5 protein-coding genes and 1 rRNA gene are annotated in these 6,128 nt (G+C 51.3%); all 6 read right to left on the bottom strand.

Features of this window, described 5'->3' with window-relative positions; all coding sequences use genetic code 11:
* Positions 1 to 182 (bottom strand): 23S ribosomal RNA (locus ATH33_RS12650); the annotation flags it as partial.
* A 224-nt stretch (positions 183 to 406) separates the two neighbouring features.
* Positions 407 to 1,426: a cytochrome d ubiquinol oxidase subunit II gene (locus ATH33_RS12645; protein WP_037998427.1), complete on the bottom strand. Its 1,020-nt coding sequence runs from the start codon at positions 1,424 to 1,426 to the stop codon at positions 407 to 409.
* Entirely contained in the window at positions 1,410 to 2,774 is a 1,365-nt protein-coding gene (locus tag ATH33_RS12640; RefSeq protein WP_062843301.1) for a cytochrome ubiquinol oxidase subunit I, read from the bottom strand. Before ATH33_RS12640 ends, ATH33_RS12645 begins: the two co-directional genes overlap by 17 nt.
* Before the next feature lie 109 nt (positions 2,775 to 2,883).
* Complete coding sequence (locus ATH33_RS12635) at positions 2,884 to 4,056, bottom strand: dihydrolipoamide acetyltransferase family protein (protein WP_062843300.1); 1,173 nt, start codon at positions 4,054 to 4,056, stop codon at positions 2,884 to 2,886.
* 15 nt (positions 4,057 to 4,071) lie between these two features.
* Positions 4,072 to 5,049 carry an alpha-ketoacid dehydrogenase subunit beta gene (locus ATH33_RS12630; RefSeq protein ID WP_037998365.1) on the bottom strand — a complete coding sequence of 326 codons (978 nt, stop codon included), beginning with the start codon at positions 5,047 to 5,049 and terminating at the stop codon, positions 4,072 to 4,074.
* Positions 5,046 to 6,122 (bottom strand): pyruvate dehydrogenase (acetyl-transferring) E1 component subunit alpha, encoded by a 1,077-nt coding sequence (pdhA, locus tag ATH33_RS12625; RefSeq protein WP_181729134.1) that lies wholly within the window; start codon positions 6,120 to 6,122, stop codon positions 5,046 to 5,048. The genes ATH33_RS12630 and pdhA overlap by 4 nt, the downstream gene beginning before the upstream one ends.
* Positions 6,123 to 6,128 lie beyond the last annotated feature (6 nt).

Below are 6,128 nucleotides of genomic sequence, written 5' to 3'. Positions count from 1 at the left end.
TGCCCCCGTCCATCCTATGGATTCAGATGGCGGTGCCAGCTCTTCAAGCTGGCGGGTTCCCCCATTCGGACATCCCCGGATCAACGCTCACTTACAGCTTCCCGGGGCATATCGGTGTTCGTCCCGTCCTTCATCGGCTCCTGGCGCCAAGGCATCCACCGTGTGCCCTTAGTAGCTTACCCTACTGGCTCTCTTGGAGATTACTTCTCCCGGTGATTGCAACTTGACAAGCGACGTGTGAAGATTCTCGTCAAACGAGCTTCTTCAACCTCGTCTTGCTTCTTCCATATCTCATTTTCAAAGTGCGTCGTTTTTTCATTGTTTCCATCGCCTCGCGGCGACAAGAAATAATTTAACACAAATCGACAAATTGCGCAAGACATTTTTTAAAAAAATTTTATGTTTCCTATTCCTGCTTTTGCAAATAACGCTTATCCTTCAGGAAAAAACGCCAAAAAATCAAGAATCCCGGCAAGAGCAGGGCAATCCCCGCACCAAGGATTTTAAGCAGGGAATAGAAGGTGTTAATGTTGGTAAATGCTTCTCCGACCGTCAAGTAGGGATAGACAATATACGGAAGATGGGCAATTCCGTAAGCAAACGTGGCAAACGCATATTGTAAAAATATAAAAATGATCGCCACCCGGATCCGCCGGCCTCCCCGCCATAAAAAAAGGTACCCGATCAAGAAACAAACCATGGATAACAAAAACAGTTTCAACTGTCCGCTAAGCCTATGCAACAACCATTCCGCTTCCGGTTCCAAAAAAACGAGCGTCAAAACCGCCGCTGCGATGGCCACCGGCCCGAGCCAGACGGCTTGCTTCCGGTACATCGCATAAGCCTCCGTATCATTGGCTTCCCTCGAATAATCCGCGAGAAACAAAGCAGACAAAAACAATTCCGACGCAAGCCCGAACAACATGTACAAATAAACAGAAGGACTGGTTAACCACTTATCAAACAACATCATGATCTGTCCCCCGGTTTCCCGGATAAAGCCGCCTTCCGTCACCGGCAACGCGCTGATCAAAAGCGCCGGGACAAACAAGCCCGTCATACCCGAAACAATACGGAGTCCTTTGGCTGACCCCCCGGCCGAATAAGACAACACCAAAAAAGAACTGCGCAAGGTGATCAGCAACAAAATGATGCTGACCGGAACCAACAGCACCGTTCCCAGCATATAAGCCGCTTTCGGGAAAAAGCCCACCATGGACACCACCAACAACACCAAAATCGTATTGGTCACCTCCCAAGTGGGAGACAAAAACCGGTTGGCAACTTGTCCGGCTTTGGATCGTTTTTGATTGTAAATCATCGCCCAAAAGCTGGCTCCAAAATCGATGGATCCGGCCATGCTGTAGACGTAGACAAGCATCCATATCAACAAAATGGCAATCGACGGTTCAATAGTTTGCTCCATAGGAATACCCCTTTTGTCTCATTTGTTCCAGATCTTCTTCGAGGGGATGACGCCGGAAATAGGAGATCATCACTTTGACCAACATCAAACTCAACAACCCGTATACCACGGCAAACAGGACATACAGGAAACCGAGGTTCCCGGCTTTGGTTGCCGCTTCCGCCGTTAGTTGCACCCCGTAAATCGTCCAGGGCTGACGTCCGCTGCAACTGAAAATCCAGCCAAATTCGATCCCCAGCATGGATAAGGGCCCGGATGCAACCAGTAACCACAACAGCCAGCGGGGCAGATTTTTCTCCTTTGCATCCCGTTGTTTCCACCAAAAATAAAGGGCCAAAGCGGAAAGAGCCAACAAGAGGACACCGATTCCCACCATGATGTTAAACAAAGTGTGCACATAGGCCGGCGGCCAGGTTTCCTCCGGAAATTCCTCCAAGCCTTTGACTTCCGTGTCAAACCGGTCTCCTGCCAAAAAGCTGAGCATGTAGGGGATTTCAATCCCGTTTCTCACTTCTCTTTTTTCTTGATCCACCACACCGCCGATGATCAGTGGGGCATAACGCCGGGTTTCAAACAATCCCTCTGAAGCGGCGAGTTTTTCCGGATTATATTGATGCAAATTTTGGGCAGATCCGTGTCCGGAAACTGCCGTCAAAAACGACATGGCAAACGCTGCAATCAATGAGAAAAACAAAGCTTTTTGATGAACGGGGCGTTCGGTGGCCTTTCCCTTCAACAAGCGGTAACTGGCCATAGACACGATCACAAATGCTCCGGTCATGAGCGCACTGACCACCACATGATAAGCGGTGTTTCCAAAGCTCGGATTAAAAAAAGCTTTCCATGGATCCACATTGTAGACCGTCCCGTCCGGTTTCATGTCAAACCCCGCAGGAGTATTCATCCAAGTGTTTGCCGATGTGATCAAAATTCCGGAAGCCGCGGCGCCAAAAGCCACTAAAAACACGGAAATCACCCGCCACAAAGGGGCCAGGCGGTCAGCAGCGTAAACATAAATGGATAAGGCGAGTGCTTCCAAAAAGAATGCATAGATTTCAATCTGAAACGGAACCGAGATCACTTGACCGACAATTTTCATAAATCCCGGCCACAACAGCGAAAGCTGGACAGCCACAATGGTCCCGCTCGGAATGGCCACTCCCAAAAGCAGTGCCACTGACTTGGTCCACCGCTTAGCCATGACCGCGTAGTGAAGATCTTTTCTTTTGTAAAAGAGCCATTCGCTTACAAAAACCATCGCCGACAAACCGATTCCCAACGTGGCGTAGATGATGTGAAAAGCCAAAGAAGTCCCAAAAAAGATTCGGGCCATGGTGACCTGATCCATACAAATCCTCCTCGTCTCACGGTCTTTTCTTAGTTTGATAGGATCAGGAAATTTTATGCAAAAAAGGAAGACTTACTTTGTAAGCCTTCCATCATCAAAACCTGTTTTGTCAAATGAGTTCCCGCAACAACTTTCCGGGATCCCGGGTATATTCGCCCAAAGTTTGTGTAAAACGGATGGCATCGGCTCCGTCCAACACCCGGTGATCGAAACTGAGCGAGACGTTCATCCGCCATCCGACGGTTAGCTGGTTATGTTCCACGACCGGTTTTTCCCCGATCCGGTGCAAGGCAAGTATGGCCACCTCCGGGGGCTGGATGATCGGGGTCGCCCATTCTCCCCCCAAAGCCCCGGCATTGCTGATGGTAAAAGTGCTTCCCTTCATTTGATCCAGCGAAAGCTTCCCTTCTCTTGCCAGTTGGGTCAATCTTCCGATTTCTTCCGCCAGCTGGTCGATGCTTTTTTGCTCGGCCTGTTGAATCACCGGAACGACGAGTCCTCCCGGGGCATCCACCGCCATCCCCAGCGAAATGGACGAAAACTGCCGGATGCGCTGATTTTCCTCATCATAATGGGCATTAAACCGGGGATGGTGTTTCAATGTCACGGCGACTAATTTTGCCAAAACGGCCATATAAGTTAATTTGGGCAACGACGGATCATTGGCCGACGCTTGTTTTTGTTGTTCGTACCACCGGACCAAACCATCTGCCGACAATTCATCAAAATGGGTCGCATGCGGCTTGCGGGTCACCGAATAAAGCAGCCGGTCCCCGATCACCCGCCGCGTCGGTGACAAATCTTCCTCCACCACTTCCTGAGTGGGAACTTCCACTTTCGGAGGGAGGATACCGGATACCGGCCTCTCCTTGTTCCGGTTCACATGGCGGAGGACATCTTCTTTGGTGACCCGCCCATGTTCCCCCGTTCCCTTGATTTCATTGATATCCACTCCGTGTTCCCTGGCCAGACGCCGCGTGGAGGGGGTTGCCAAAACTCTTTTTTTCTTTTTCTTCTGCGGGGCCACCGGGCGGGCAACGGTTTCGTCTTCTTCCAGTTCATACAAAACTTCCCCAACGGGTACCACTTGCCCTTCGGTCCATTTCAACCGCATGATTTTTCCGCCGGCAGGCGCGGGCAATTCCACGACTGCTTTATCGGTCTGCACTTCCAAAACCGGTTGATTTTCTTCGATTTTCTCTCCTTCTTTCACCAGCCAGCGGATGATTTCGGCTTCCGTCACCCCTTCGCCGATATCCGGCAAACAAAATTTCACTGCCACTTCTTCTCTCCCCCCTCAATAAGAAACGACCTGGCGAATCGCTTGATACACCCGTTTCACATCCGGGCGGAAATCATCTTCCAATGCATACATCGGCACCGGCACGTCATAACCGGTCACCCGGGTCACCGGGGCTTCCAGGTACAGAAAAGCTTGTTCATTGATCAGTGCCGTCAACTCCGCTCCAACCCCGGCGGTTCGGGGGGCTTCATGGACAATGACGACCCGCCCCGTTTTTTTGACAGAGTGAATAATCGTCTCTTCATCCAATGGCGACAAGGAACGCAAATCAATCAAATCACAGGAGATTCCTTCTTTTTTTCCTGCTTCTGCCGCTTTTTTCGCCACCGGCACCATGGTTCCCCATGCAATCAGGGTGACATCTTCCCCGTCCGTCACTTTCCGCGCTTGGCCGATCGGAACCTCATACCACCCTTCGGGAACTTCTTCTTTCACCGAACGGTACAACTGCATCGGTTCCAAAAACAAAACCGGATCCGGATCTTGAATGGCGGCAAGCAAAAGCCCTTTGGCGTCTTTCGGAGTTGAAGGGGCCAAGACTTTCAATCCGGGAATGTGGACAAATAAGCTTTCCGTGGAATCAGAGTGCAATTCGGGCGCCCGGATCCCCCCGCCATACGGAACGCGCACGACCATGGAAGCCGGATACCTTCCTTGTGTCCTTGTCCGCAAGCGCGCGGCATGCGTCACCAGCTGTTCCATCGCCGGATAAATAAAACCCATGAATTGCACTTCCGCCACCGGACGAAACCCGCCTACAGCCAGTCCGATGGAGGAACCGATGATGCCCGCTTCCGCAAGCGGGGTGTCCATCACCCTCTCCTCTCCGAACAATTCCCACAATCCTTCCGTCGCTCGGAAAACCCCTCCGTTTTTCCCGATATCTTCCCCTAGCAAAATCACCCGCGGGTCGGTCTCCAATGCCACCTTCAGCGCATCGCATATGGCTTGCACCATGGTTTTTGGTTTCATCGACGATAATCCCTCTCTTCCAAAAGCTCCAGTTTTTGTCTCTTTTCATTTGCGGATAAGGTTTCATATACATGCGCAAACATATGCCCGGGAGGGACCGGCTCTTCTTTTTCCGCCCGGGAAATGGCTTGATCCATTTTCTCTTTGCAGGTTTCTTCCCACGTTTTCTCCTCTTCGTCCGTCAACAACCCTTCCTTTTTCAACAGGCGGGTATATCTCAGCAAAGGATCTTTTTCGTTCACCCATTCTTCCACTTCTTCCGGCGGGCGGTAACGCGTGGCATCATCGGCCGTGGTGTGCGGACCGAAGCGGTAAGTCACGGCTTCGATCAAGGTCGGTCCTTCCCCGGCACGGGCACGCGCGACGGCTTTAGACATCACATCATACACGGCCAAAACGTCATTTCCATCGACGCGGATTCCCGGAAAGTTATACGCTTTCGCCTTTTCGGCCACCGTCTTTGACGCCGACTGGCGCGAAAACGGCACACTGATGGCATAGCCGTTATTTTGGCAGAAAAAAATCACCGGGATGTTGAAAACCCCTGCAAAATTGCAAGCTTCGTGAAAATCCCCTTCGGATGTGGCCCCGTCCCCAAAGTAACAGACCGCGATGCTGTCCTCTTTTTTCAATTTCGATGCCCAGGCCGTTCCGACTGCATGCGGAAGATGGGTGGCAATCGGCACGGAAGGAGGCAATAAGCGAATTTCTTCCGGGGCTTTGCATCCTTCGACCCTGCCCATCCAATAAAGCAAGATTTGAGACAACGGCATTCCGGCAATCATCGCCACCCCGTGTTCCCGGTAACTCGGAAAAATCCAATCTTTTTTTTGCAAGGCCAAGGAACTTCCGACCTGCGCCGCTTCCTGTCCTTCCAAAGGGGCATAGGTTCCGATTCTCCCTTGCCGTTGCAAGAAAACCGACCGCCGGTCAAAATGGCGGACGAAGACCATCCACCGGTAAAAGTCTTTTTTCTTTTCCACACTCAACCGGTTCCAGATTTCCTTTCCCGATTCCGTCAAATGGCCATCCGGGGAAAGATGGCAGACTTCATCCTTGGTCATCAGTTCCATCAATGG

Source organism: Thermoactinomyces vulgaris, from assembly GCF_003688725.1.
GTDB classification, from domain to species: Bacteria; Bacillota; Bacilli; order Thermoactinomycetales; family Thermoactinomycetaceae; genus Thermoactinomyces; species Thermoactinomyces vulgaris.
Note: the sequence above shows the minus strand (reverse complement) of the source record. Positions and strands in the feature narration are given on the sequence as shown.

Coding starts and splice junctions, on each gene's coding strand:
- pdhA (WP_181729134.1), bottom strand. CDS start 6,122: ATGGAACTGATGACCAAGGATGAAGTCTGCCATCTTTCCCCGGATGGC.
- ATH33_RS12640 (WP_062843301.1), bottom strand. CDS start 2,774: ATGGATCAGGTCACCATGGCCCGAATCTTTTTTGGGACTTCTTTGGCT.
- ATH33_RS12645 (WP_037998427.1), bottom strand. CDS start 1,426: ATGGAGCAAACTATTGAACCGTCGATTGCCATTTTGTTGATATGGATG.
- ATH33_RS12630 (WP_037998365.1), bottom strand. CDS start 5,049: ATGAAACCAAAAACCATGGTGCAAGCCATATGCGATGCGCTGAAGGTG.